The sequence below is a fragment of the Xenorhabdus littoralis genome (assembly GCF_033949345.1).
Classification (GTDB): domain Bacteria; phylum Pseudomonadota; class Gammaproteobacteria; order Enterobacterales; family Enterobacteriaceae; genus Xenorhabdus; species Xenorhabdus littoralis.
The window spans coordinates 1-26,818 of the sequence record NZ_VCDP01000028.1 but is presented as its reverse complement, the minus strand read 5'-3'; the positions used below and the strand labels follow the sequence as shown (position 1 = coordinate 26,818).

30 protein-coding genes and 2 pseudogenes are annotated in these 26,818 nt (G+C 38.8%); 12 read left to right on the top strand and 20 right to left on the bottom strand.

All coding sequences use genetic code 11. The features are described from left to right. The first annotated feature begins 245 nt into the window (after positions 1 to 245). From pyrC to FE394_RS08865, 3 genes are all read left to right on the top strand, one after another. On the top strand, positions 246 to 1,298 hold the full coding sequence (pyrC, locus tag FE394_RS08875; protein ID WP_319926037.1) for a dihydroorotase: 1,053 nt from the start codon (positions 246 to 248) through the stop codon (positions 1,296 to 1,298). Between the two features lie 236 nt (positions 1,299 to 1,534). After that, a complete protein-coding gene (gene bssS / locus FE394_RS08870) occupies positions 1,535 to 1,789 on the top strand; it encodes a biofilm formation regulator BssS (protein ID WP_319926036.1) in 255 nt (84 codons plus the stop codon). Positions 1,790 to 2,104: 315 nt separating this feature from the next. Continuing rightward, positions 2,105 to 2,698, top strand: coding sequence for a response regulator transcription factor (locus tag FE394_RS08865; protein ID WP_319926035.1), 594 nt, complete (start codon positions 2,105 to 2,107; stop codon positions 2,696 to 2,698). 142 nt (positions 2,699 to 2,840) lie between these two features. Here the strand turns inward: FE394_RS08865 and trhO are convergent, their stop codons facing one another. Then, positions 2,841 to 3,899 (bottom strand): oxygen-dependent tRNA uridine(34) hydroxylase TrhO, encoded by a 1,059-nt coding sequence (gene trhO / locus FE394_RS08860; protein ID WP_319926034.1) that lies wholly within the window; start codon positions 3,897 to 3,899, stop codon positions 2,841 to 2,843. 211 nt (positions 3,900 to 4,110) lie between these two features. On the opposite strand from trhO, the gene FE394_RS08855 reads away from it, so the two are divergent. Together FE394_RS08855 and FE394_RS08850 are read left to right on the top strand one after the other, a co-directional pair. Beyond that, positions 4,111 to 5,052: a Kdo(2)-lipid IV(A) acyltransferase gene (locus FE394_RS08855; RefSeq protein ID WP_319926033.1), complete on the top strand. Its 942-nt coding sequence runs from the start codon at positions 4,111 to 4,113 to the stop codon at positions 5,050 to 5,052. A gap of 453 nt (positions 5,053 to 5,505) precedes the next feature. After that, positions 5,506 to 7,041 (top strand): peptide MFS transporter, encoded by a 1,536-nt coding sequence (locus FE394_RS08850; protein ID WP_319926032.1) that lies wholly within the window; start codon positions 5,506 to 5,508, stop codon positions 7,039 to 7,041. Positions 7,042 to 7,208: 167 nt separating this feature from the next. Here the strand turns inward: FE394_RS08850 and FE394_RS08845 are convergent, their stop codons facing one another. Further along, positions 7,209 to 7,673, bottom strand: a complete 465-nt coding sequence (locus FE394_RS08845) for a hypothetical protein (protein WP_319926031.1) — start codon at positions 7,671 to 7,673, stop codon at positions 7,209 to 7,211. 95 nt (positions 7,674 to 7,768) lie between these two features. Further along, positions 7,769 to 8,110, bottom strand: a complete 342-nt coding sequence (locus FE394_RS08840) for a hypothetical protein (protein ID WP_319926030.1) — start codon at positions 8,108 to 8,110, stop codon at positions 7,769 to 7,771. 173 nt (positions 8,111 to 8,283) lie between these two features. Here FE394_RS08840 and FE394_RS08835 point away from each other — a divergent pair, with 173 nt between their 5' ends. Next, complete coding sequence (locus tag FE394_RS08835) at positions 8,284 to 9,072, top strand: PhzF family phenazine biosynthesis protein (protein ID WP_319926029.1); 789 nt, start codon at positions 8,284 to 8,286, stop codon at positions 9,070 to 9,072. Positions 9,073 to 9,182: 110 nt separating this feature from the next. On the opposite strand, the gene lldD is transcribed toward FE394_RS08835, so the two are convergent. The 9 genes from lldD to FE394_RS08790 all read right to left on the bottom strand — a co-directional run bounded on the left by lldD (position 9,183) and on the right by FE394_RS08790 (position 18,047). Further along, on the bottom strand, positions 9,183 to 10,325 hold the full coding sequence (gene lldD / locus FE394_RS08830) for an FMN-dependent L-lactate dehydrogenase LldD (protein ID WP_319926028.1): 1,143 nt from the start codon (positions 10,323 to 10,325) through the stop codon (positions 9,183 to 9,185). Positions 10,326 to 10,363: 38 nt separating this feature from the next. Beyond that, complete coding sequence (locus tag FE394_RS08825) at positions 10,364 to 11,944, bottom strand: L-lactate permease (RefSeq protein ID WP_319926027.1); 1,581 nt, start codon at positions 11,942 to 11,944, stop codon at positions 10,364 to 10,366. A 337-nt stretch (positions 11,945 to 12,281) separates the two neighbouring features. Then, entirely contained in the window at positions 12,282 to 13,202 is a 921-nt protein-coding gene (locus FE394_RS08820; RefSeq protein ID WP_319926026.1) for a LysR family transcriptional regulator, read from the bottom strand. 195 nt (positions 13,203 to 13,397) lie between these two features. Then, positions 13,398 to 14,177 carry a polysaccharide lyase gene (locus FE394_RS08815; RefSeq protein WP_319926025.1) on the bottom strand — a complete coding sequence of 260 codons (780 nt, stop codon included), beginning with the start codon at positions 14,175 to 14,177 and terminating at the stop codon, positions 13,398 to 13,400. 10 nt (positions 14,178 to 14,187) lie between these two features. Further along, positions 14,188 to 14,805 carry an RBBP9/YdeN family alpha/beta hydrolase gene (locus FE394_RS08810; RefSeq protein WP_319926024.1) on the bottom strand — a complete coding sequence of 206 codons (618 nt, stop codon included), beginning with the start codon at positions 14,803 to 14,805 and terminating at the stop codon, positions 14,188 to 14,190. A 718-nt stretch (positions 14,806 to 15,523) separates the two neighbouring features. Next, a complete protein-coding gene (locus FE394_RS08805) occupies positions 15,524 to 16,285 on the bottom strand; it encodes a thioesterase II family protein (protein ID WP_319926023.1) in 762 nt (253 codons plus the stop codon). A gap of 260 nt (positions 16,286 to 16,545) precedes the next feature. After that, positions 16,546 to 17,106 carry an NADAR family protein gene (locus FE394_RS08800; protein ID WP_319926022.1) on the bottom strand — a complete coding sequence of 187 codons (561 nt, stop codon included), beginning with the start codon at positions 17,104 to 17,106 and terminating at the stop codon, positions 16,546 to 16,548. Between the two features lie 194 nt (positions 17,107 to 17,300). Further along, the gene (locus FE394_RS08795; RefSeq protein WP_319926021.1) at positions 17,301 to 17,741 is read right to left on the bottom strand and encodes a DUF2335 domain-containing protein; all 441 of its coding nucleotides are present in this window, start codon (positions 17,739 to 17,741) and stop codon (positions 17,301 to 17,303) included. A 105-nt stretch (positions 17,742 to 17,846) separates the two neighbouring features. After that, positions 17,847 to 18,047: a Cro/CI family transcriptional regulator gene (locus tag FE394_RS08790; protein ID WP_319926020.1), complete on the bottom strand. Its 201-nt coding sequence runs from the start codon at positions 18,045 to 18,047 to the stop codon at positions 17,847 to 17,849. A 100-nt stretch (positions 18,048 to 18,147) separates the two neighbouring features. Between FE394_RS08790 and FE394_RS08785 the strand changes: the two genes are divergently transcribed. From FE394_RS08785 to FE394_RS08770, 4 genes are all read left to right on the top strand, one after another. Then, entirely contained in the window at positions 18,148 to 18,873 is a 726-nt protein-coding gene (locus FE394_RS08785; RefSeq protein WP_319926019.1) for a LexA family protein, read from the top strand. A gap of 444 nt (positions 18,874 to 19,317) precedes the next feature. Then, positions 19,318 to 19,875: an Ail/Lom family outer membrane beta-barrel protein gene (locus tag FE394_RS08780; RefSeq protein WP_319926018.1), complete on the top strand. Its 558-nt coding sequence runs from the start codon at positions 19,318 to 19,320 to the stop codon at positions 19,873 to 19,875. Between the two features lie 307 nt (positions 19,876 to 20,182). Continuing rightward, positions 20,183 to 20,491: a hypothetical protein gene (locus FE394_RS08775; RefSeq protein ID WP_319926017.1), complete on the top strand. Its 309-nt coding sequence runs from the start codon at positions 20,183 to 20,185 to the stop codon at positions 20,489 to 20,491. A gap of 141 nt (positions 20,492 to 20,632) precedes the next feature. Then, positions 20,633 to 20,962, top strand: coding sequence for a hypothetical protein (locus FE394_RS08770; RefSeq protein WP_319926016.1), 330 nt, complete (start codon positions 20,633 to 20,635; stop codon positions 20,960 to 20,962). 12 nt (positions 20,963 to 20,974) lie between these two features. Here FE394_RS08770 and FE394_RS08765 read toward each other — a convergent pair whose 3' ends face one another. Continuing rightward, positions 20,975 to 21,796 carry a DUF4225 domain-containing protein gene (locus FE394_RS08765; RefSeq protein WP_319926015.1) on the bottom strand — a complete coding sequence of 274 codons (822 nt, stop codon included), beginning with the start codon at positions 21,794 to 21,796 and terminating at the stop codon, positions 20,975 to 20,977. A gap of 87 nt (positions 21,797 to 21,883) precedes the next feature. Here FE394_RS08765 and FE394_RS08760 point away from each other — a divergent pair, with 87 nt between their 5' ends. Beyond that, the gene (locus FE394_RS08760) at positions 21,884 to 22,924 is read left to right on the top strand and encodes an IS630 family transposase (protein WP_319926014.1); all 1,041 of its coding nucleotides are present in this window, start codon (positions 21,884 to 21,886) and stop codon (positions 22,922 to 22,924) included. Here the strand turns inward: FE394_RS08760 and FE394_RS08755 are convergent. From FE394_RS08755 to FE394_RS08735, 5 genes and pseudogenes are all read right to left on the bottom strand, one after another. Further along, positions 22,921 to 23,385, bottom strand: coding sequence for an Hcp family type VI secretion system effector (locus tag FE394_RS08755; RefSeq protein WP_319926013.1), 465 nt, complete (start codon positions 23,383 to 23,385; stop codon positions 22,921 to 22,923). The two genes, FE394_RS08760 and FE394_RS08755, sit on opposite strands and share 4 nt — an antisense overlap. 840 nt (positions 23,386 to 24,225) lie before the next feature. Continuing rightward, positions 24,226 to 24,819: pseudogene (locus tag FE394_RS08750) on the bottom strand (primase-like DNA-binding domain-containing protein); the annotation flags it as partial. Positions 24,820 to 24,827: 8 nt separating this feature from the next. Further along, positions 24,828 to 24,923, bottom strand: a pseudogene (locus FE394_RS08745) (terminase small subunit); the annotation flags it as partial. Positions 24,924 to 24,932: 9 nt separating this feature from the next. Then, positions 24,933 to 25,337: a hypothetical protein gene (locus tag FE394_RS08740; protein WP_319926012.1), complete on the bottom strand. Its 405-nt coding sequence runs from the start codon at positions 25,335 to 25,337 to the stop codon at positions 24,933 to 24,935. Between the two features lie 126 nt (positions 25,338 to 25,463). After that, positions 25,464 to 25,634 (bottom strand): hypothetical protein, encoded by a 171-nt coding sequence (locus FE394_RS08735; RefSeq protein WP_319926011.1) that lies wholly within the window; start codon positions 25,632 to 25,634, stop codon positions 25,464 to 25,466. 303 nt (positions 25,635 to 25,937) lie between these two features. Between FE394_RS08735 and FE394_RS08730 the strand changes: the two genes are divergently transcribed. After that, positions 25,938 to 26,378, top strand: a complete 441-nt coding sequence (locus FE394_RS08730) for an RNA methyltransferase (protein WP_319926010.1) — start codon at positions 25,938 to 25,940, stop codon at positions 26,376 to 26,378. Positions 26,379 to 26,424: 46 nt separating this feature from the next. On the opposite strand, the gene FE394_RS08725 is transcribed toward FE394_RS08730, so the two are convergent. Further along, positions 26,425 to 26,646, bottom strand: coding sequence for a hypothetical protein (locus FE394_RS08725; protein ID WP_319926009.1), 222 nt, complete (start codon positions 26,644 to 26,646; stop codon positions 26,425 to 26,427). Further along, on the bottom strand, positions 26,643 to 26,810 hold the full coding sequence (locus FE394_RS19905) for a lysis system i-spanin subunit Rz (protein ID WP_419836321.1): 168 nt from the start codon (positions 26,808 to 26,810) through the stop codon (positions 26,643 to 26,645). The genes FE394_RS08725 and FE394_RS19905 overlap by 4 nt, the downstream gene beginning before the upstream one ends. Between the last annotated feature and the right edge of the window lie 8 nt (positions 26,811 to 26,818).

The following is a 26,818-nucleotide window of genomic DNA, read 5'->3' as shown; positions in this document are numbered from 1 at the left end:
GCTGGAGGAGCCAAATTCAATTCACCCTCGTGTTATTACTTATATTTTTTCCTTTTTTGATACGATAATTCCCCTCTGAATACCCTAACTTATATAAATCTAACCCTTTAATTTTGCAAAATTTATAGGATTTTATCATTCAATAATAGCTATTTAGCTATTTTCGTTTTATCATCCTCCTCCGGCTTAAGGTGTGCTGAATCAGCATCCACCATTTTTTTTACCCATATTCTGGAGCCGGTTCCATGACCACTGAATCATACACAATCAAAATTCGCCGCCCTGACGACTGGCATGTCCATTTCCGCGATGGTGATATGCTGAAAACTATTGTTCCTCATACCAGTCGTTTCTTTGGCCGAGCTATCGTCATGCCTAATCTTGCCCCTCCAGTGACAGATATTGCCAGTGCTAAAGCCTATAAAGATCGTATAACCGCAGCTATTCCATCCGATCACAATTTCCAACCTCTTATGACCTGCTATCTGACAGATTCAACAGACAGCAAGCAAATCGAAATTGGTTATCAAGAGAATATCTTTACCGCTTGTAAACTTTATCCAGCCAATGCAACAACTAATTCCAGCCACGGTGTTTCTGATATCAAGAAGATCTATCCATTGTTGGGAACCATGGAAAAAATAGGCATGCCGCTATTGATTCATGGTGAAGTCACTGCTGCCCACATCGATATTTTTGACCGGGAAGCTCGGTTTATTGAACAAGTAATGGAACCATTACGTAAGCAGTTTCCTGAACTGAAAGTTGTTTTCGAGCATATTACAACTAAAGAAGCAGCCGAATATGTTCTTGAAGGCAATGATAAATTGGGTGCAACCCTGACCCCACAACACTTGATGTTCAATCGCAATCATATGCTGGTTGGTGGTATTCGCCCTCACCTTTATTGTTTACCCGTACTAAAACGCAATATTCATCAGGAAGCCCTGAGATCTGCTGTTGCCAGTGGCTGTGACCGTTTCTTCCTGGGAACAGATTCAGCGCCTCATGTACTGCACCGCAAAGAATCGTCTTGTGGTTGTGCTGGTGTTTTCAATGCTCCTACTGCTCTGGCCGCTTATGCCACTGTTTTTGAAGAAATGGGTGCAATGGAACATTTTGAATCTTTCTGCTCACTGAACGGCCCTGCATTTTACGATCTGCCAATTAATGATGGCTTTATTGAACTCACACGTAAACCAACAGTAGTCACTGAATATATCGAGTGCGGTAATGAAAAGTTCATTCCATTTCTTGCCGGAGAAGATGCAGGATGGGATGTCAAAGTATGTAAGTAATTTTTTCATTTCTGGCTGTGCGGAAATTATGTATGATTTCCGCACACTTAGATCACTTATGAAAAACAGGAATAACGTTACAATAATTTCTATCAGAGATACTGAGAAAAATTCTGCTCTTTTCACTTTTTAGATTGCTAAAAAGGTTTATACTGCTATTTACTCATCCTAGATGAGATCTTTTGCTCTTAGTCAATTATATCAATAATGATGCTGTAGTCTGATTAGGAGGTCATGTGGAAAGAAAAAACGAAATAATTCAAACTCATCCTGTTGTAGGCTGGGACATCAGTACAGTCGATGCCTATGATGCTATGATGATACGTCTTCACTACTCATCCTCCCAAGATCAAACCTCAGAAAATGTCAATTTTGACAAAACATTGTGGTTGACAACAGGAGTGGCGAAACAGCTCATTCTCATTTTACAAGCTGGGATTGAGAAAATTGAAGCATCTGAATACAGTCAAATTGATCATATTAAACATTAACAATAAATTAAGCTTTCCAAAATCATTTGGACACTCAATGATAGATTGAGTGTCCAGCCTTAAGTTATTGGACAAATATTAACCAGTAACTCTATCCATATATCCCCAATGAACTTCAAAACGCAACGCAACGACAGTAAGCGAATCCTCCGGAGCAAGTAAACATTGCTAACAGGGTCGTAACTTGAAACACAACGAGTATGGTTTATTATTTTTTATATTATTGTATTATACGACCGTCCTCATCCGTCTAATGCTTAATTATCAATCTGACTATTTAAACAATAACCATAGTAGAACAAGGATGTTCAAGTAATGAAATTATTAGTTATTGATGAATGCTACTATACACGCTTAGGTGTTATTGAATTTCTAAAAGAAAATACAAATATTCTTTCTATAGATACGGTATCAATTCATGATGCCATAAATATTTTGCCTACATTTCATCCCGATGTTGTTTTGGCAAATTTAACAAATTATGGCTACTATAGTAAGCATTGTGAACAACTAAAATCATTTATTTCGTCAGTTAATGAGGCTCGGATTTATTTTTATACCGACAAGCCATATCCTTTCAGGATCACACCTATCCAATTGACAAATAAAGATTTTATATTTCCAAAGAAAGAACTCACAACGCTACTTAATCACCTAAGAAAAATAGCATCTCATGATATTCAGCGATATCTCTCTCATTTTAACACGTACGGCTCTATTTTCAGCTATCAAGAAAGTCGGGTTTTATATTATTGGATGTTAGAATCAGAAACTTATAACATCGCCAAAACACTCAAAATCAGCGTGAGTACAGTTTACTCTCATAAAAGACATATTATCAAAAAAATAGGTGTCTCTAACAAAATAGAGTTAGTTTTTATCTATAATATCTTTAAATATGTCTGTTAAATTCTTTGCAAAGACTCAGCGAATGTAAATAACTCATATTATTTACATTAACTTCGTTGAATTTATCGCTAGAAAAATTGATGCTTTCATTGAGTGTCAAGTTGCAGCCAACATAGCTGCAACTTGACAAATGAAGGGAATATTACTTAATGGATTGCAATGATGAAATATTCATACCATCATTTAACCGATAACGGGACTTATTAAAGATTTTAGCCCCATTTTCTCTCCCTGCACGACGAGCACGTTGTTCATCTTCAGGCAATTTCATCTCTTCGCGACAAGTATCGCTACAACAGCCTTCAAAACGTTCTGCACAAGATGGGCACTGGATAAACAACAGATGGCAGCCATCATTTTTGCAGTTGGTATGGCTGTCACATGCAGTTCCGCACTGATGACAATGCGCAATGACTTCTTCAGAAATACGCTCGCCCATGCGTTCATCAAAAACAAAGTTCTTACCAATAAAGCGAACAGGCAATCCTTGTTCTCTCGCTTTGCGGGCATATTCAATAATGCCGCCTTCTACGTGATAGACTTTGTTAAAACCATTATGCAACATATAAGCGCTGGCTTTTTCACAACGAATTCCGCCAGTGCAATACATAACAATATTTTTGTCTTTATTGTCCTTCAGCATGTCTACAGCCATCGGAAGCTGTTCGCGGAATGTATCTGAAGGAATTTCAATTGCGTTTTCGAAATGTCCTACTTCATATTCGTAGTGATTACGCATATCGATGAAAACAGTATCAGGATCATCCAACATTTGGTTAACCTGCTCTGCTTTGAGATACTCACCTGTCTTTGCTGGATCAAACGTTTCATCTTCAATGCCATCAGCGACAATAAGCTCTCGAACTTTCATGCGTAACACCCAGAATGACTTACCGTCATCTTCCAGAGCAATGTTGAGACGCAGGTTGCGTAACGCAGAATCAGCTTCATCCAGCACTGCTTTCAAGGAATCAACATTTTTGGAAGGCACGCTGATTTGCGCATTGATGCCTTCTTTAGCGATATAAACCCGTCCAAAAACAGACAACTCTGTAAATTTTTGGTACAGATTATCGCGAAAAGCCTGTGGCTCAGAAATGGTAAAATATTTATAAAAAGAGATTGTCATGCGCGGCTCAGTTTCAGCCAACATACGCACTTTCAGCTCTTCATTAGAAATACGGTTGTGTAACACTGGCATGGTGTACGATCCTGAATTTCGATTGCAAAAGAATAAAAAATTTCAATGCTTGTTCATTGATGGCCGATTATCATAGCGAAAATGACCTTTAGCGGGTAGTGATTTATGTTTCCCCGTTGAATATCATGCGCGGGAATATCATAATCATGCCAATATTAATCTTAAAGCCTATCTCAAGTAGGTATCTGACAAATAAACATACTGAAAACACATGATACAAGCACCTTCTTTTCATCGTTCATTTTTACATCCCCGTTACTGGCTAACCTGGCTAGGTATCGGCATACTTTATTTATTGGTTTTACTCCCTTATCCCGTAATTTACTGGCTGGGAACCCGACTTGGCCGCTTCTCTCAACGTTTTTTGAAAAAACGGGCCAAAATCGCTGAACGCAATCTGACACTCTGCTTCCCTGATATGTCACCAGAACAACGGCATGAATGGCTGGTCAGAAATTTTGAATCTGTTGGCATGGGCTTGTTTGAGACCGGCATGGCTTGGTTTTGGCCTGACTGGAGAATCAAACGCTGGTTCAAAGTCACTGGGCGGGAAAATATCCAGAAAGTTAAGTCCACCAATCAAGGGATCATCGTTATTGGAATTCACTTCCTGACATTAGAATTGGGAGCGCGCATCATTGGCATATTGAATCCGGGAATTGGTGTTTATCGCCCAAATGATAATCCAGTGATGGATTGGCTACAGACATGGGGACGATTACGCTCCAATAAATTCATGTTGGATAGAAAAGATGTTAAGGGCATGATCCGCTGTCTGAAAAAAGGGGAACTTATCTGGTACGCCCCCGATCATGATTACGGCCCGCGTAACAGTGTATTCGCTCCGTTATTCGCGGTTGAACAGGCAGCAACCACGGTTGGGACCTCAATTCTCGTCCGCCTGTCCAATCCGGCACTGCTCCCTTTTACTCCTCGCAGATTACCCGATGGAAAGGGCTATGAACTGATTATTCAGCCAGCCCTAGAAAATTTCCCTCTGCAAGATGAAGCAGAAGCAGCTGCATTCATGAATAAAGTAATTGAAAAGGAAATCATGCAAGCGCCTGAGCAATACATGTGGCTTCATCGTCGTTTTAAAACACGTCCTGAAGGTATGCCGTCCCTATACGGTGATAACGATAATATTCATTAATAAATATTGGCTGCTATCAAAATAGCAGCCAATATTTTGTTGTTTTTTTGTAATCCCTGTCTGTTTTAAATTCACCTTAATATAGTAACCAATGAAAAAATAACAGAATACATTAATTAAAAACAATATATTGTTTTATAAGTCTTTTAATAAAAAACATTATAAAGACTAAATAAATATCTAAGTCAATCCCACCTATCACACCCCTGCTGTTAAATTCCAAATTTGAGATTCTTATCGACTTTCGTTCTAAAAAATGGAATATAAAGTAGAAAACGTGCTTTTTGCAGCTGAAAAAAGTAAAAGGCATGTTAAAAATATACCAACAATTAAGTAATTAACTTTATAACATCGTGTTAATGAATTTCTTCGATACGGTTATGAAGTGACTTTTTTATTTTGACTTGTAAAACATTCCCATCATGAAGATGGACTTTTAGGAAGAATTATTAAATGCAATCTTCAATCAATAACAGAAAAAACAGGACCTTTTTTGGGCACCCTTATCCACTCAGTGCCCTTTTTATGACAGAAATGTGGGAACGATTTTCATTCTATGGTATTCGTCCCCTCCTTATCTTATTCATGTCCGCAGCGATCTTTGATGGCGGCATGGGTATCCCCCGTGAGCAAGCTTCAGCGATTGTCGGTATCTTTGCTGGCAGTATTTACCTGACATCACTACCCGGTGGTTGGCTGGCCGACAACTGGTTAGGCCAACGCCGTGCTGTTTGGTACGGTTCGATTATTATCGCTTTAGGGCACTTATCAATCGCAATTTCCGCCATTTGGAGCGATAAGTTATTCTTTATTGGTCTGCTGCTCATCACACTTGGTACGGGTCTATTTAAAACTTGTATCACTGTAATGGTAGGAACTCTGTACAAAAAAGATGATCCTCGTCGTGATGCTGGTTTTTCCCTGTTTTATATGGGTATCAATTTAGGCTCTCTGATTGCTGCGTTACTTACTGGCTGGCTGGTGAAAGATTATGGTTGGCACTGGGGTTTCGGTGTTGGTGGATTGGGAATGTTGGTCGCGCTGCTGATCTTCCGCTTTTATACCATTCCTCTGATGCGTTCTTATGATGAAGAAGCGGGTCTTGATTCCAGCTGGGACAGACCAATGGTAAAACGCAAAAATGTTGGCAAATGGGTCGGTGCAATAGCAGTAACTATCTGTGCGATTGTTACCCTGGTGACGATGGGAGTTATTCCATTTAATTCTGTTAAAGTTGCCAATGTATTGGTCTATGTAATTTCATTCAGCGTTATTCTCTATTTTGCCTATTTATTCCTGTTTGCAGGGATGGATCGCAATGACAAAATTCGCTTATTCATTTGTTTTATCCTGCTGGTTTCTGCCGCCTTATTCTGGTCAGCATTCGAGCAAAAACCCACATCATTTAACTTATTTGCCAATGACTATACTGATCGCGTAGTACTGGGATATGAAATTCCAACCGTCTGGTTTCAGTCAATCAACTCGCTATTTATTATCCTGTTTGCACCACTCTTCAGCTGGCTGTGGCCTGCATTGATCAGACGCAATATAAATCCAAGCAGTATCAGTAAATTTGTCGTTGGAATGTTATTTGCTGCGGGTGGTTTTGCGATCATGATGTTCGCTTCACAGAACATACTGGCAACAGGTGGTGCAGTTTCACCACTATGGATCGTTTTCAGTGTTCTCTTTCTGACTCTGGGTGAACTTTGCCTTAGCCCAATCGGGTTGGCAACTATGACGGTATTAGCGCCATCCCGGATGCGTGGACAAGTCATGGGATTATGGTTCTGCGCCAGTGCGTTAGGTAACTTAGCGGCAGGTCTGATTGGAGGCAATGTGCGCGCAGATAAACTGGATAGCCTGCCTCAACTATTCTCCAACGTATCACTTTCATTGGTAATTTGTTCCGCTATATTGCTTGTCCTAATCATCCCTATCCGCCGTTTGATGAGCAGCCTGCATGAATCGGAAGCAAGATCCTAATTACGAGAACAATTGATAAACCAGATCGATCATCAGATATAAAAAGCCATCTCCATTATGTTGAGATGGCTTTTTCCTATATGTTATGTTGATGTGATGTTGTCTATTGCACAATTGCAGATATAGCCTTAAATCAACCTCTTATAACTTAGTTGTTAATAGGTTAATCAATAAACGACACAGGCATCGGCAATATCAGCGTAAGAATAGGAGTTCCCTTTTTCTTTTTCTAGTTTTTGTCTGGTTTCTCTATAACACCGACGTTTAATCTGTTCTTTTACATGCCTCGTAAAGTACGTTTGTTTCATATGAGGGGGAGTCTTCAACTGATTTCCGTCTAAGTCGTACTTCTTTCCGTCCCAGTCATAGGTAAATGACAACCCATTTGCCTGATCAAATGTATTATTATATTTCCTGACCTCATCTTCCCGTTTCTCAGCCAAGGCATTATCTTCAGCCAGTTTCTCCGTATTCCAATTTCCGTGACCCAACTCATTTCTCTTCTTCAGATACTCTTCTGGAGGTTTGTTATCAGCAGGTATATCGCTTTTGTAACTTAAGTCCAATGCCAGAGCCTGAGAACAACACACTGACAAAATAAAAAACAGGCAAAAAGCCCCTTTGATTTTCATATATTCCCTTAGTAGAACTATAACGACGAATTACAATTTAATAATCATTATCGCCTAAGGTCAACACTACAATTTTTGTGTGTTTTGTTTACCAATTAGTTTGCCTGTTTCATATGAGGGAAAGCGTCAAACGCTGACTGCAACTGCTTAATTTCCCTCAACTGCCGCATGTGCTCAGCATTAGAAAATACCAGACTATCTTGCTGCATGAATCTATTATCAAGCATACTCCCCCACTTCTCGGCCAGAGCATTATCCTCAGCCAGTTTCTCCACATTCCGAGTGCTATGATCCAATTCATTCCTTTTCTTCAGGTACTCTTCCGAAGGTTTGTTATCAGCAGGTATATCGCTTTTGTAGCTTAAGTCCAATGCCAGAGCCTGAGAACAACAGAGTGACAAACTTAAAAATAGGCAAAAAGCCCCTTTGATTTTCATATCAATCCTTAGTGGAACTATAACAATAAATTATTATTTAATAACCATTCTCACCTGAGGTCAACACCACAAATCTTGTGTATTTTGCAACCAAACGAGATTATTCTTTACAAATCAATGCATTTTCAACATTCTGTATTCCGTTTTTCATTATCAAAACAAGTGAGATCCGGATGCATTCATACCCTATTTACCATGTTGATGCTTTCACAGAAAAATTGTTTGCTGGCAATCCTGCCGCTGTTATCCTGCTGGATAAATGGCCGGCAGATGAAACACTGATTTCCATTGCCGCTGAAATTGGTCTGCCAGAAACGGCTTTTCTGGTAGAAAACCATCTGCGCTGGTTTACACCTGAAGTCGAAGTGAAATTATGTGGACATGCAACGCTGGCGACTGCATTTGTTCTTATAGAGCATCGGAACAATCAGGATAATCCGCTCATCTTCAAGAGTCTTTCTGGTGAACTTCGTGTTTCTCATCAAGATGGCATTTTTACACTGGATTTCCCTGCGGCCGGGTACCATGAAGAAAAAGCACTCGTACCTGTTATGCAAGATGTACTGGGGCAACATGTTTCCGAAGTTTTCGCTTCACATGATCGCTACATCTGTGTGTTAGATTCGACAAAGAAAATCACTGATACCCAACCGGATTTTAATAAAATAGCCGCCCTTTCTTTGCCGGGTCTTGCCATTACCTCCCTCGGGGATTCATCTGCTGATTTTGTTTCGCGCTATTTTGCGCCCGCAAAAGGCGTTAATGAAGATCCCGTTACAGGTTCCAGTCATTGTGTTCTCGCTCCCTTCTGGGCAAAACGGCTGAATAAAACTGAGCTTCATGCCCGCCAATTGTCGGAACGCGGTGGTGAGATATTATGCAGAATAGAGGGTGATCGTGTTTATCTGACAGGTAAAGCCAAGCTCTTTTCACATGGTCAAATATCGCTCGAAAATGTATAGCTATTTTTGATAAAAATAAAATCGTTGCAAAGCTATCATATACAGTTGGCTAAAAACCCATGGGGTCAGCAGCATAAACGCGGCTGACCAATCATGGCACTAATCCACATCTAGCCTTGATGACGTACCAACAAATCTGAATTAATTTCCGAGATTGACTTAGCCCCTGTTAAGGTCATCGCCACTCGCATCTCTTTATCAATCAGATCCAACAAATTGTAAACGCCTGCTTCACCTGCTGCCGCCAGCGCGTAAACAAAAGCACGCCCCAGCAGAACGCTATCGGCTCCCAGAGCAATCATTCTCACTACATCCAGTCCTGTTCTGATCCCAGAGTCAGTAAGAATGGTAATATCATTTTTAACTGCATCTGCAATCGCAGGCAAAGCTCGGGCCGTCGACAGAACACCATCAAGCTGACGCCCACCGTGGTTTGAAACCACAATACCATCAGCTCCAAAGCGCACAGCATCTTTAGCATCTTCTGGATCTAGGATTCCTTTAATAATCATCGGCCCTTTCCAGAAATCACGGATCCATTCCAGATCTTTCCAGGAAATGGATGGGTCAAAATTATTTCCCAGCCAACCAATATAATCTTCCAATTTGGTCGGTTTACCTCGATACACGGAGATATTACCAAGATCATGAGGTTTACCCAAAAGCCCCACATCCCATGCCCATCGAGGATGTGTCACCGCTTGCAAGATACGACGCATCGCGGCATTCGGGCCACTCATACCAGAACGTGCATCACGATAACGCGCCCCGGGAACCGGCATATCAACAGTAAAAACCAGATTTTTAACCCCTGCAGCCTGTGCTCTTTCCAAGGCATTACGCATAAAGCCACGATCTTTCAGTACGTAGAGCTGAAACCATATTGGCCTATCAATCGCCGGAGCAACTTCTTCAATTGGACATACTGATACCGTTGATAAAGTAAATGGTATTCCCTTTTTAGCCGCAGCACGTGCGGCTTGCACTTCACCACGACGTGCATACATTCCCGTTAATCCCACGGGGCCAAGCGCCACAGGCATTGACATTTTTTCGCCGAATAAGCTGGTTTCCAAACTCAATTCAGACATGTCTCTCAATACACGCTGGCGCAATTCAATCTCGGATAAATCTGCGGTATTACGTTTAAGGGTATGCTCTGCATAGGCTCCGCCATCAATATAGTGGAACAGAAAAGGCGGTAATTTAGCCTGTGCTGCAACCCGATAATCAGTTGAAGCGGAAATAATCATAATATGTACCTTAATGTTAAAAAATTATTCGCACATTTTTAAGACGCCAGAATCAAAGCCATTACAGCCGCAATTCCCCCATAAACCAGCATTGGTAAAATCGTCTTTTTCATAATCTGGCCTTCTGCATTGGCGATCCCTAAAATAGAGCAAACAGCAATAATATTGTTTAAACAAATCATGTTGCCCATAGCTCCACCAACAGATTGCAGCGCCAACATCAGATTGACATCCATTCCATTATTCAATGCGATGGAATATTGGATCCCGCCAAATGTCAGATTAGAAACAGTATTAGAACCTGAGAAAAAGGAGCCAAGTGCTCCCAAAAATGAGGAGAATAAAAACCAACTGTCTCCGGCTATTGTAGCTAATGCCTTACCGATAATAATGACAGGCGAATTTTCTCCTCCTAACATCATCATATTGACCATCACCAAAGCACCAAACAGCGCAATAAATGGCTTGAGAATGCGTGAACCTGTTTCACAAAATACTTGTTTGACCTGATGGCGGTTCAATTGAAACAACGGAATACAGACCAGCACCACTAACAAAAACGGAATAATTGCCGGTACATATAGCGTCTTATAGCTGGCAGAAGCAGATGTTCCTAATACATGTTGAAGGCTTATAATTAAAGATTTACTAATACTTAGATCACCCAACCATCCTAAATTCAGTTGCCAATTGATCTCCGCATTATTTAGCAAGGCTTTAATGTCTAATTGATGAATACGAGTAATGATCAGGATAATAATTAATAATAAAGTAGGCATCATGGCTTTGATCACCTGACTGAAAGGTACAGTCTGCACTGAATCCCTTCGTTCATAACGCCTTATACCAATGCCTATGCGAGCGAGTAATACCGATAAAGCTAATCCAATTGCTCCTCCCACCAACGCGGGAAATTCATAATTGACTTGAGCCAATAATAGATAAGGCACAGTACAACTTAAAATACTCAAAAAGATAAATAAGATGTTTTGACGAATTTCCTGCCACGACACAATAAATCGCAGCGCCAACAATGGGATCACAAAACCGGCAACAAAATGGATCAATGCACTCAAACGACCAATTTCCAGTAAATTGTCGTCAGAAAGTCCGAGATTGGCAAAACCAAACCAAGTTGGTGTTCCTACCGCACCAAAAGAGACAGGAACAGAATTCATCACCAACGCCAACAACGCAACCCGGAATGGATTAAAACCCAGTCCCACCAATATAGGAGCTGCGATCGCTGCCGGTGTTCCAAAACCGCTGGCTCCTTCAATCATAAAAGCAAAAGCCCAACCAATAATCATCAATTGAGCTACGGGATTCGGAGTGATATTTTCCAACCAATTGCGCACAACATCTTCCGCTCCACTGATTTGCATCAATTTATTCAGTAATATTGCACCTAAAATAATCGTGATTGGTGTAAAAACGGAAACCAAAGCCGTGATAATATTGGCATGTAATAATATAGATTGAGATTCAAACAAAAATAATTGCATGAAATAAACAATTACCGCTGTTATAGGTAAAGCAATATAGGATGGAATACCATTACGTTTGGTCATCATCCAAATCAGCAGGACAATCGGTGCGATGCTGAAAAATAAGGGCATAAGGTCCTCAGATAACTATTTTTATAGGGTAAGAAATGTAGCCAAAAAGTTAATTATTCATAGCAGCGCCATTATAATCACAACTTTTCCCAAGCTCCTACGCCACGATTTTTTAACAATTAAAATAATGCAAATTAGCGGTAATTACTTCACACCCAAATCATTATGATTAATCAATTAAAATCAAAGAGATATAAAATGAATAAGATAAAAATATTACATACCTCACATTAATTAGGCATGAATTTTCAATAGACTATGTCTAAAAATGACATAATCTCTGCTGGCTATCAGCCATCCAACAGAGGAGAATATTAAGAGTCTATTCGATTAAGCACTAAAAATAATGGCTGATACTTTTGTAAGAACTCATAATATATTCAATCAGCATTCGGATTTTTAAGGGCAAATTCCGGGTATAAGGGTAAACAGCATAAACACCCAATACTTTTCCACTGTATCCCTCAAGTATTTCCACCAATTTTCCTGCCTGCAAATCCTCATACACCATGACACGCGGAACCATTGCAATCCCAAATCCACCCAATACTGCTTTACGGATCGCAAGAGCATTATTTGAGGAAAAATTTCCATTTACCTGTAACTCATAGATACCACGACTATCAGGCTGCTTCATCAACCAATTGGCTGTACCGCTTTCTTGATGGGTATAAGTCAGACAATTATGATTGAGAAGATCTTCCGCAGACTGTGGTTGAGGATATTTTTCCAGATAACCAGGAGAACAGACGATCACCCAGCGAGAATTGAGAATAGATCTGGCAATCAAACTCGAATCCGGCATTGTGCCAGTACGAATTGCCAAATCAATGCCTTCATTAACCAAATCAACAAAATGATTTTCTAACCGTATTTCTACTTTTAGTTTAGGATGCAGACTACAGAATTCAGCAACTTTTTCACTCAAAAGTAATTCACCAGATACGGTTGGCACTGACATTCGGATCACACCGGTTAATTCATCGCTCTTCTCACTCACAATATGCAATGCGTCTTGAATTCGTGTACTGATTTCTTTCGCATGTTGATAAAGCTCTCGCCCATTTTCAGTTAAAGTGAGGCTGCGCGTAGTACGATATAAAAGGCGGGCACCGAGGGATTTTTCCAAACGCCCGATACGCTTACTGATGACTGAACTGGTGATACCAGCACTTTCTGCTGCTTTACTGAAAGACCCACAGTCAACAATTAAGGCAAATAAGATTAGATCGTTTGCATATTCATGGGTAGATAACATAACTTTTTATACTTCAATGCTCATTCAAGGCAGACAGTTTAAACGTTGAAATTAATAAATCAAACTTTTTACCATCATATAAAAATATAGAATAGCTCACATAATCCACTATGTGAGCCACAAAATATAATTCTATCTTTAAGTGCCTTCATAATATAAGTATTATTTACAACATTAAAAAAGACCTTTATAACTCTAAATATAAACTGGCTTTTCAGTACTGACGATAAAGTTATCAAAATAAGCATATTGCTCTACGGGTGGCGCCCAATCTAATGTAGAACCTCCAAAAAAAGAACTCCATTTTATCGCATCAATAACAACATTGCTTTTATTTCTAAACTTAATGTTATTTAATCTTAACACTTCCTTGCCATTAACATATTGCATATAGATACCATCACGTTTACCTATATTATTCAGTGCAATATATTGTGTCAGTGTATACCAAATTCCTTTTTTTAAAGAAATATTCAATTTAACGTAATCACCACATCGTTCTTGTTTCTCTGGATAATAGAGATAACCGAATAACTCGCCTTCTTTTCTCCACATTAATCGGCTGCTGAAGCCATCAAAATCACCATTATCAACACATCCTGATGGATGATCACCGCCAGCCAAGCCCGGTAATTTACCACCTTTAATCCACATAAAATCTTTACTGAACATGACCTGATATTGCAACCATAACGCCTTATACTCACCGTCAATAGGTGCATTAAATGAAGTTCCGGCCTTTGAGTCAACAGTATTGGCAAGGTAAGTAAGCTCTAATACTTTATTTTGATCATTATGTGTATCAATAACAATATTTAATCTTCCTTGATTTAACCCGGATGATAATGTCGGTGAGATCCCCCAATCAGATTTAAAATTCTTGGCAGTATACTGCCCTACTTTATGATCAAAGTTAACATCAATTAAATTGCCATTTACTTTATTTCGGAAAATAGATGAGTGAATTGGTGCCATAATTGATTCCTTATGTAAGACATTCATTTTCTTTTACCATGTTTTTTAACGCATCATAAACAGGTAATAAACGAGTAAAGCCGTCTCTATCAAGAAAATGACCGCCATTATCAATATTGATAACTTGAGCTTGCAACGCATGAGCCAAAGCATCGGAGGATTGCGGAGAAATAATTTCATCATTAGATGAAATGATCGAAATACGATGCTTTGTCATCTCACGCAAGAAAATATAATCCAACGGTTCAGCAGTGAAAGAATCCAATTCGGGCAAGGTAGTTTGAGGAGAATCGAATCCTGCAACCAAAATATACCCACCAATATGAAGAGATGGGGAGTGTATTGCCTCCAAATGCCGTAATATCGTAATACATCCAAGACTATGACCAATAAAAATCGTATTTTTATCTGCCTTGGGTATGACATCCATCAACATATCAGCCCAGTCCTCAGGTTTAGGCGCTGATGATTCAGGCATTTCAGGCAAAACAACATTCGCTCCTTGTTCAGTAAGCATCTCTTTTAACCAAGGAAACCAATTTGAAGAAGGTGATGCTGTATAACCATGAATAATAATTATTTTTTTGCCAGAAAATTGACCATGATTACTTATCGTTTCTAATGCCATTGACTTTATCCTACTCAATAATTTATCTGTTTAGCGGGGGACAAAACAGTTTATTATTAAAAACTTGTAATATAAATAAGTCAACAATAGCATGCATATTCACTGACGAATAAACATCCAGTAATTTATACTCTTCATCTTTCAAGATTCCCCCTAAACTCATAAAAAACAGAAAAATACCATACAGAAATAATAAAAAATCTTTATAGTCACCTGCCTTATTAATATAAGGAATTCAAATTCCATTAATACATATTAAGTAAACAAAAACCAGAAAACAAAACCATAAATTATAGATTGATAATAAAATAAAACCTCAGTGAAAAAACTGAAAAAACGTTAACCCACATCAATATATGAGATATTTATCATGAACAAAATATTTGCACTACTCCTTGCCACTTCAATTATTGGCGGGTTTTATATTAATGTAGCAAATGCAGATAGTAAAATGTGTACAGTATCAACTTCTGCAAATCAAACTTCTAGCTCATCTTATCACTCATGGTGTGATACATTACCACCTCAGCTAAGATCTATGTGTGTATGCTCACATTAGTTCTCATGAAAAATTGGAATAAAGGGGGTGAAATATAACCATATGGAATAAAACCAGTGGGGGTTATTGTTAACATTCTAATAAACATCCAGAATATAACAAACAACCTCCACTATTACCATGGTATAAGATTGTCAGAAAAGAAACACAAATAGAAAACTAAATTCCCCCTGCTAATTCTCTAACCTGTTTCTCGATCCAAGGTATAACAGCATCATTGGTAAACAAATAAAAATGCCCCCCTGTAAAAAATTGTGGTTCTACTGATGTAAATAACATCTTCCACCACCCCTCTAACCGAGAAATAGACACCCTGTTATCATCACTCCCGCCTACTACATGGATTTGGGTTTTCAGTTTTATTTTAGGTAACCGAGACAACGAATCTAATAAAATCAGATCATTTTTCATTATTTCAATCAAGTAATTACGTAATTCAGGATTAGAAAGAATATTTGCAGGTGTTCCTCCACATTGCTCGATGATATTCAATACGTACTCATCAGAGTATTCTTCATATACCCTATCTTCTCTACTCTCAGGACTGGATACACCACGGGCGGAAATAATAAGGGAAAATTTCTTTTCCGGCGCCTCACATTCAAGCCGATGAGCAACCTGATAGGCAATTTCTGCGCCTAAACTATGACCAAACAGTATTAAAGGTTTATCCTCCCCTAATTTCAACCGTTTTATAGAAGCAAGAATATCAGACAGTACAACTTCGGCATCCGTCTGGAAAGGCTCTGAAACCCTCGTTCCTCTACCTGCCAGTTCCAGACAATAAACTTCAATAAATTCCGGCAACTTGCGAGCCAATTCCACATAGGAAAAGCAAGACCCACCTGCATGATGTAAAAACACCAACTGTGCTCCAGCTTCCGGTCTTTTAGCCACAGATAATAAAACTGAATCAGGCAAGATTAAATTCCTTTGATAGTATGAATGGATAATATTGTATTAACAGAAAATAAGCGACGTTGCTCAGCAACCATAACAACTCCCTGATAGCATTAGTACCTCAAAAAAGACAAGAGATAGATAACACTAGAGGACATTTATCCGCACAGAGTAATAACTATTGATTTCTTTTTCTATAATAGAAAAAATTGGTGAAATTATAATTATTAATTGTCTAACGCTTATCATTAGAGTCTAACCTGTTTAAGCTCTTATTTTAGTTATTTTCTTAACTTTTCACGTACAGCCATTAATGCAAATCCTAATAAATTCAGACCATCCCACGTCAAAGGATTCTGGATATTGGAAGCATCTTCTGACAATCCGATACCCCAGATACGATCAACCGGACTCGCTTCAACGAGTATTTTATCTCCGGTATTCAACAAAAATTCTGCTAAAGATTTATTTTGAGAAAACTTCGCCAGATTCCCTTCAATCACTATTTTCAATCGACACTCATCCCAAATAGATTGATTAAAACCACAGATTTCGCGACCAAATGCTTTTGCTGCACCTGGATTTTTAGCATTGATAATTTTCTCCATTGAGCCAATATCATTAAACAATCTGGCTTTCTCTGCCATCATATAATGCTCTGCACTGGCGTATGCTATACCATCAACAATAAATGAAATCGGATACCACTGACTCAGGCAAGATTTAGTTATGTTATTGACATAATTGGTTTTATGCCCCCAGAAAAAAAGGTATTTCAGTTTTTTTCCTGACTGGTATAAATCACATAATGTTTTAATATCTATATTAACTCTCTGTAACATGTGAATTTATTTTCAATGTGTAGACATACTCCCATCATACAATATTTTTTATATTTGTCGATGAATATCAAACCAGATTCATTGATATAGAATAATAACCTAACATATAAATTAAAATAAAAATAACAAACATAAAAAATGGCAAATGAAGACAATCACATATTTCCAGAATAAATTTTTATATCATTTTAAAGCTACTTAATATTTGAACTGCGACCTATGACAAATACAGCAACTAATCCCACTAAATCAATGGTAATTAAAGTACCTGCAAACAACATCTCCCCTTTCGATGCAAAAACAGTAGCAATGATTAAGATAGACATTGCTATAGAAAACCCCATCCATTGTCCCCTTTTATCTCTATTTATCAGACCATCAAGCGCTTTATTTTGCTTTTCATGTTGAAAAATCTGCTCTTTTTCCTTGGAAGAAAAAATCCTTTCTGCACAACCCGGTAAGATTGACTCATAATTTTTTAATGCATCAGGAGATGGAAATGAGCTTAAGCAACGAGAATCCATCTGGTTTTCTAGTAATGAGTGAGTACCTAAAGTATCGTGATAATCGTTTGCGGGCATGATATCAAGAATGCTCCCTATCAATCTAAAATAATGACGAATGTCGTAATTCATATACTCTCCAGAATAATATACACAAAAAATATCCGAATAAAATCAGCCAGATAATTAAGCTCAACCTATAAGTGAAATAAATAAATCAGATTTTTGGCATATCTTCTACTCAGATGGAGTCAGTTTTTGACTAGGAAATGGCCGGCACTCTTCAGCCTTATAGCTACCATCCTCCTGCCGAATTAAAAATATTTTACGGCCTGATCTTAAAGCTTTGCTTATCGCCGTTTGATGAACTCCTACCAAATTTGCTGTTTTAACTTGACCATTCAGCTTTACATATTCCGATAATGAGATTTTTTCCATATGTCTCCTCCTGTTTGCTACAAAATAATATCTAAAGTACTAAATATTTCAATACTTTTAGTATTTATCATTTTAATAGCGTTGGTATTAAAATGAGCCCATGAAAAAGAAACTCACAACAGAACAATTTGCAGATGCCAAACGCTTAAAAGAGCTATTTGAATCCAAGAAAAAACAGCTCGGCATCTCTCAGGAAATACTTGCAGAAGATATTGGCAAGACTCAAAGTGCGATTTCACACTATCTCAATGGCATAAATGCCCTCAATTTGGAGATGGCAACCTATTTCGCCCAAAGATTAGGAATCCAGATCGCAGATTTCAGTCCGTCATTGGATAAACAGGCAAGGAAACTTGTCAACGTTCTCTATGGTGATAATGTAACTCTTGGTGAACACCCATATTTTCAGAAACAATACCCACTCCTCGACTGGAAAAATGCAGGCCATTGGTGCGAAGAACCCACAGCGCAATACCATGCAAACAACATCAAAAAGAGATATGAAACTTCTGTCGAATGTTCACAACGTGCTTTCTGGCTGGAAGTAAAAGGGGATTCGATGGTATCTCCGAGTGGATTAAGCATACCACAAGGCATGATAATTCTGGTTGACCCAGAAGTGAAACCTGCTGTCAATAGCTTGGTGGTCGCAAAACTTGATGGAGAAAATGAACTGACTTTTAAGCAATTGACTATTGAAGGATACGATACATTTTTGAAGCCCCTGAATACTCAGTACAACATGATCCCACTCACTAGTCGCGTGCATATTATCGGGGTTGTTGTAGAAGCAAAGATCGGGAGATTACCTGGAATTACGATATAAAATTATCGTAGCTAAAAGGCATCACCTATCTACCGATAAATACCGGAATATTCTCTGTCATCCTAAAAACTGGCATAGTCAATATGTCAATTGTCATGCGCATATTTCCACCTCATCAGAACAATGGGCGTCCTTGAAGAAAATTATAATCGCCCCTTTGAGTTAAAAGTTAGTAAACAGTTCCAGCCCGCGATGTGTAGATACGGATGTGCTTGGAGTCATTGCAGTGGCGAATTAGGTAAGTCCCATATAAACGCTAGCTTTCTATCCACTCTTTCGTACATGGCGGTTCATATTATTCTTGTGACAAATAAAACAAACGGCAAATATAAGCAATAGTTATTATTTTATAATAATTATTTTAATTGAGTTATTTTTTCCGTTGTGTTTTTTCGGAATTTATATATATTACCGTTCGATTTATAAAACAAAGAGATACTTATAATGAAAAAAGCACTATTAGTCTCAGCGATTGCTGCTGGATTATCTATTTCTTCATTTACTGCAAATGCAAATAACACACACACCATCTCACTCGGCTACGCCCAAACCAATACGAAGCTGAAAAGTATGGCAAACAAAGAAGTGCCTCTGAAAGATCCAAGAGGTCTCAACCTGAAATACCGTTATGAGATTAACGATAATTGGGGTGTTATCGGCTCGGTCACGCAAACTAAGCTAAGTCTTTACTATGCGCCTAAACCAGTAGATAAAAGAGGCCGTAACGCTGATGAGACGATTACTTATAGATCATTGATGGCTGGTTCGACATATCGCTTCAATGATTATATGAGTGCCTATACCTTGCTTGGTGTCGCTAATATTGAAGATCACCAGAAAACGAATTCAAACACAAGCGAAAAGAAAACAGCTCTTGCCTACGGTGCAGGCTTACAATTTAACCCAATATCAAATGTGGCTGTCGATGTTGCCTACGAATATTCGCATTTGAAACAGGCTAAAGCGGGAACATGGACGATCGGCGTTGGCTACCATTTCTAATTTATTCCATTAAATAAACTGAACTTCGTTCAGGAAGAGACTGAGGCACAATCAAAATTTTTATCAAAGATAAACGTGCCTCAGTCTATGACTGCTTTAAAAGAACTTTATTGCTGCGTCAATGATCTCTGCCAATCATTTGTATTAGTGTGATTACCGAGGGAGACTGACAGTCTGCTTTGTGCCAACAACGGACATTACTTACATTAAGGTGCGTAATCAACAGGGGATGCTGCTAACTTGTTGATTACCGCATGAGTGAAAAATCAGCTATCTAGCGATACTAAAGGTGCTTGTCTCAAGCACCATGTATCACGATCAACACATTAGAATCATCACCAAATGGCTGCATTGGTATTATTTGCCCAAAACCGAAACTTATTTGGTTATTCGTGACCCGACCGGTGTGGAAAATATTAAAGTGGATAATCGGTGCAATGCACTTCTCATCACGCGAGGCCAAGATGTAACAGAACCTCGAAACTTTCCGCGAGGCAGTTATGTACGTTTTGAGATGATGCCTGTTATCGTGAAAAACTTAATTTGTAATTACGATTGTTGTGCGGATAAATCGGGTGCAAATTCATCCGAAAGTGTTCAGGGAAATGAGTACTGATAAAACGTACTTGGGGTAATACTTAGAAAATAGACACCAACTAAGAGGTTACCCTATATGCAGTTTTTATATAAATATGTTATATTGTTCCGGTTAATGAATAATTGTTTTTACGACGTTTTTATGAAAAGGAAAATCATTATGGAAAAAGTAACAGAAAAGTTAATGTTCGAGCATGGATTTACATTAAAGGAAATTAATCAGATAACATCCGCTTCTCAGCGGTCTGGTCACGATATAAAAAAAGAAATCATGATACTAAGCAATAGTTTTTATAAATTGATATTGGTTTTTATTATTATTTTATTTTCTTTTATTTATGCCATTGTTTTTGTTCAGAATATTAATCACTTAAGCATTACATTAACATTATTTATTTCTATTTCTATTTCTATTTCTATTGCGTTATTATTTTCCTCCCCGAGATTAAGATACAAATCCTTTATGTTTACAAGAAAACATAAAGGATAGATAATTTACTTGTTATTTCTTATTGTAATTTGGATCGTTATAAATATCATAGGTCGATTTTATCGTAATTCCATCGGCCATGACTTCAAATCCTAATGCATAACCACTCATTTGTTGGTAACCACGAACATAATCTGTATTTATATAACGAAATAGTTTCCAGGCATCTTCTTTTAATACAGCTCTAAATAAGCCATAACCTGAAAGTGTTAAATCTACTCCCGCATAAACTAGACTTCCTGTGGTTTTACTAAAACCTAATGATTCAAAAGTATTTTCATATCCGACTCTCGCAAATCCGCTGTAACTGGAATGACCAGTAATAATAGCTCCAAGATTTTCGTCAATGGCACTTACACCATGAACTATGAGAAAAGCGCCAGCTACAGTACCCAAAGGTGCACCAAATATAGAAGCATCTCCTGCTAACATAATGCCTATACCTGTAGCAACTTGAAGTGCTCCCACTACTATACCAACCCCTTTTAATATATAATCAAAAATACCGAGCCCATCACTACTTTTTCTTATTTCAATAGCAGCATATTGCTCATAATTACCGTATTGTAAAACATGTTCTTGATACCTTAGATCCTGTATTTCACTATCCATTACAGATAATATTTTTCTTTTTATTTCTGGATCTGGATATTTACGTAATTCACTTACGAAACGTTCCGAATCTTCTTTTATTTCGTTTAAATATTTATATCTTAGATACTGGTTTTTAATGAATCGTGATGAAGACCGCGCTATTTTCTCAAGCTCTGCTTTTTTTATCATAGCTTGAGTCGCATAATATTTTTCTGTTGATTGGATATGAGTTCCATACATTTTAATAAATCCTATCATCCCAAATACTATACGCATCGTAATTGAAGATGCTTGATTTTTTACTCACATTAGCTCATGTTAGCAGCCATGAAAATTCATCTGACTGAAGACCAAAAGAAAACCCTCGAATTGATGCATGATACGACTCGTGATGGACGCGTACATGACCGCATCAAGGCCGTGCTTTTGGCATCAGAGGGCTGGACATCTCAGATGATTGCCCAGGCTTTGCGTATTCATGAAAGTACGGTCAGTCGCCATTTGAAGGACTACTTCTCTGAAGAAAAACTCGCCCCTGAAAATGGCGGTTCTGAAAGCCATTTCTCTGCCGAACAAACGGCAGAGTTAGTTGAATATCTGACCGCCAATTTGATGCACACTACCGCGCAAATTGTTCATTGTGTCTGGGCGCGCTGGCAGGTGACTTTCACTGTCGCAGGAATGACAAAATGGCTTCACCGTCAAGGATTCAGCTACAAAAAACCGACGGGAACACCGCATAAATTCGATGCAGATAAACAGCAACAGTTTATTGAGCGATACAAGGCACTGAAAGAAACCTGTGCTCAGAATAATGACCCCATCTTATTTATTGATGCTGTACATCCGACTCAATCCACAAAATTAAGTTACGGCTGGATGAAACGCGGAAAAGAGAATGTCAAAGTCATTGAAACGACGGGCAGTCGTACCCGCCTCAACATCCTGGGTGCCCTTAATTTGCAACGGATTGAAGAGACCGTTATTCGTGAATATCCGACGATTGACGCGAAGAGTGTCATCCTTTTTTTCGGTGCCATCCGGGAAACCTATCCGCTTTCTCAAAAGGTTCATATTATTCTGGATGGTGCAGGTTATCATCGTTCCGAGTTAGTGCAATTTTTTTCAGAAGTGCTCAATATTCAGTTGCATTACCTGCCGCCCTATAGCCCTAATCTCAACCCGATAGAGCGATTATGGAAGGACGCGAATGAGCAGATACGCAACAATGTCTATTTTCCGGATGCAAAAACGTTCCGTGAAACCTTTCATCATTTTTTTCATGTCACCTTACCCGAAAAAGCACAGGAATTAGCTACCCGACTAACCGATAATTTCCAAGTTTTAATTCCTGCATCTTCAAGTTAATTGCGTATATATCCACTAGTCCCAGCTGAATGATGTTGCCATGATATGCTTTTATATTTTAAAGAAACTATTTCTTGAGGCTGGGATTCGTTATGAGTTAACGAATTAGGACAAATAACATCAATGCTATTTATTGTGGCATTTGTTATTTTTATTGTGAAATAAAGAATGATGCCGCCATTACTATCAGTTCTATATAAATCAAATTTACATTCCAACTCTTCATTATTTGAGATTGCCACCCCTAATAACGGAGTGGCTTTATCTAATGGTTTTTTTATTGTAATTGGAAAGTGATTTACATTTTGCTCTCTTGATAATGAATGGCTTAATCCGTAAATATATATTTGATCTTCACGACCATTCTGGCAAAGATTGCCAATTGAACTTTCTGTTGAACATCCTGATGATATTAACCCTTGATTCTTACCATTAATGGTTAAATATATAATGTTAGCCATGTAACTTCCTTTGTTGTAATTTCATTCAAGGTAAAATACAAAATAATGAATTACTTTGTCAATGCTGTAACCTTACTTAAAGACATCGCAAATTAACTAAAAACAGTCTACTTTTTGGTTTTTTACTTTGTTGTATATGTGGATTTTTAATATGTCGATTTTTTATAAAAAAATTATTATTTAAGTGGTAAAAAAATTTTTTATCTATGGTGATCTAAATCGACATCTTTATTTTTTGTTTTTTAAACTGGAAATATAAAATTATGGCAGTTAGTTGGTCGAGTAGCCCAAGAGGAGCTCACCCTCAGACCCTCACTCAACCGGACATGAATTTCTCAATTCATCCGGCTCCTATCTTCCAGCCATTCCAGCCCGGATAATCGACCAGTTAATACATTTGTCCGAAACGTGCCATAACCACTCAAGCACCTTCCTGTAGAGAGCATAGAGCCAGAAACGAAAGTTCCCTACTATATTTTATTTACTGTATTTTGTATTTGCATGCTTTTCTGTTTGGAGTGCGTTCTACCAGATTAAGTGATGACTAATACAACTAAGGTGCTTAGATCAGAGCTTTTATTTTCTCCCCCCTGAAAATCTTTTTCGCCTCCTCAGTTATGCACGCTCTACACAATACCTTGAAAGCCTTGCTACATCTGGGTTTGATGCAATTAATATGATATTCACTGACTGTATCACCTGTTCACCCATTTTTTACACTAATGAAGAGAATGTAGAGTTGATGTATTGCTAAAAAATAACTATACATCTATTATTTTCCTTTAAATACAGCTAGATATTTGAAATGATGTATGGAGTGCAGACTTAAAGCTAAAAGTTTTATACAGATGATTTAAAGTCTCGACACTCAGGCACAGAAGGTAGCCACTCTTCGGCCTCTTCCGATAATTCAACGTTATAAGAATAGCCTTTCTTAGAACGCACTTTCCGATACTTCTTCCGGTATTCCAGCATAATTTTGGGAAGTGATTCACCCAATTTCGTCAGTGTCAGCGGACGTTCAAAACCGTGTGTCTCCATAAAAGAGAGATAGGCGTGATACAAGTACAATCTCGGTGCGCGCGGGCTGATATTCTTATTACCCATCTTCATTCCGGTAACATCATTGGCGGATACCAAATAACCGCAAAAGCGATACAACGGATAGGAATGACTCTTTACCGTTAATGCTTCGTTAGAGTCGCGTTGCACCTGTAGTAGTTTCTTAGCCTTATTCTGGTCGGCAAATTCGTTTAATAAATGACGGATAATCACCGGCAGTTCACGGCTGATTTTCTCCGGCAATTGTGGATCTTTCTCGGATTCTTTGACCGGAATATTAAACGGGAATATCACCCGCCGCCGCGCAATGCCGCCATTACGTTCTGTAAAGCTCATGGGTTCGTTATTGGTGGCTAATACCACGGCTTTAATGCAATTCATTTTGCTTTCATTGCTTCCCGCCGCATGAGATGTGTGGCGTTCAAATCAACGAGGTACTCGCGACAAAACATCTCTTGTTTGTCGGTGAGTGCCATTTTTGTTCCTTATTTTGAGAGCAGTCCACCCGGCATGAGTTCATGGGTTATCTCTTCACGAACTATCTGGCGGAGGTGATCGTCATTGATTATCTTGGCTTCACTGACTGCCGCCTCAATCAGTCGGGGAATGACTACCCTCATCTGCCCTGCTGGATCACAAACCTTAAAGCCATCGGCAGTAATAGTAACCTTAGAACCTTTGTCTACTGCCAGTTTCATGCCTGCGCCATAATGCTGGCTATTGATGCGATCCAACAATTCGGCGACCGTTCCCCCATCCACTAAGGTTTGTCCTCGGATGCTTTCCAACAATTCAGCAATGTGCTCTAACTGTGATTCAAGCTGGCTCAAGGGCTTGGTATTGCACTTGATATCCACGGTGATTGTGTGTGCTGCTGTACTCTGTGTCATTTCTGTTCTCCAAAAGAAAAGACCACCCGCGTTAGCCGATGGCATTTAGCATATTCAACTGGTCTGTTTGATATAACCCCGTCATTTTTTAGTCGGGACTATATAAAGTTCTGCATAATTCATTCATCACCGCCCTAAATATGGGCAATATCCGATAACCGGACTTTGGTTCTCTGACTGCATAGCGATCACGACTCCCTGAATCACGATGGCAATACAGGCCGTCTCTCCGGCTGTCACACCACTTCTCTGCCTACAGCGGATGTTGCTGATAATGCCCGTCCTATACGGTGGCATGGGTTATTTTTGATTCTGTCTGTACGCTCGATGGTAAGGAGTCATGTCATAGCTGATACAGGCAGACGGCGATAACCCGACGCATAAATCAACCATTGGGATCCCCAACAGTTGGAAATTAAAAATGCCACCAGCCCGTATGCGTTGGGTACGCGGTGAGAACGGGGGTGATGGCATGGGTTATTGCTTTAACCACTCAAGGGAATGGGTAAAGGAGTAATTAATATTTGTTTATGTTTTATTCAAAAAAACAAAAAATTAGATGCTCCCCTTATTACAAACGTATTTTTTTAGAGAGACGATATGGCTGTTCCTGAATTAACACAACTTTTCGATAATTTAAGAGAGCAGGGGTATATAGAACCGTTCACTCCTCTTGGAACCAATTTAAGCTCATTAAGAGTTGACTTTAAAACAGTTGTATCAAGAGATATTTTCGCTAATAGGTTTATTGCCGCTAATAGTAGCAATACAAATTATAAAGTGAGTATTTTAAGAAAAAAACTCAATGCAATGGGTTTTCATGAAATGAAAAGAGTTTCGAACAGTGGTAATTCCTCATATATAATTTTCGATTTATCACCTTGGAATGAGGTGATAACAATAGAGAGATATGGAGAACTACTAATGGAGTTCAAGCTCATCATCGGCGTGGAACGTGACCTTTTCTTAGACACAATAAGAACTGAAGCTTGGGCGAATGAGTTCAGTAATGACTTACCTAGGAACTATTGGCAATTATAATTCACTGACACTACCTCCTACCTAATATACCCCTGCAACCCCAGGATCATTTGCTCTGGGGGGCAAACTTACGCAACTCGCCAATTAAACGAGGGGCATAACCCGTGTTCATAAACGCTATTGATCTCATCGTGCCCACATAGGGGAAATACTCCCCTGTCTGAACATCATCAACACAGCAGACAGGATAGTAGCCATCCTCAAGCTCTTCGAAAACAACATCCTCAGTAACAACATGAGGAATAAAAAACAATAACCAATATTTCATCTCGCATCCCCACATTCAGTCTTCACATAATCCCTCAGTCCAACGTACTGGGCTTCGAGGGTTTCCAGTTCTCCGAGGAGACGTACATAATCTTGTTCAGCGTCTTTCTCCAGTCGGGCGGGTCTTGTGTCATCCAAGCTGGTGCTGGAAGTGGTTTCAGACACTGGACACT